The 301-nt window shown below is 52.8% G+C and carries 1 rRNA gene; it reads left to right on the forward strand.

Annotation, left to right across the window (positions count from 1 at the left end):
- Nucleotides 1-301, forward strand: a 23S ribosomal RNA gene (locus BHE89_RS00575); the annotation flags it as partial.

The following is a 301-nucleotide window of genomic DNA, read 5'->3' on the forward strand; positions in this document are numbered from 1 at the left end:
GCGAACCGGGAGAACTGAAACATCTCAGTACCCCGAGGAAAAGAAATCAACCGAGATTCCCCTAGTAGCGGCGAGCGAACGGGGAACAGCCCAGAGTCTTAATCAATGGCAGCATCAGGAGAACGGTCTGGAAAGTCCGGCAGTAAAGGGTGATAGCCCCGTATCCGAAGATGCTGTTATTGTGAACTCGACGAGTAGGGCGGGGACACGTGTTATCCTGTCTGAATATGGGGGGACCATCCTCCAAGGCTAAATACTCCTGATTGACCGATAGTGAACCAGTACCGTGAGGGAAAGGCGA

The sequence above is a fragment of the Shigella sp. FC1967 genome, from assembly GCF_001743005.1.
Taxonomy (GTDB): Bacteria; Pseudomonadota; Gammaproteobacteria; order Enterobacterales; family Enterobacteriaceae; genus Proteus.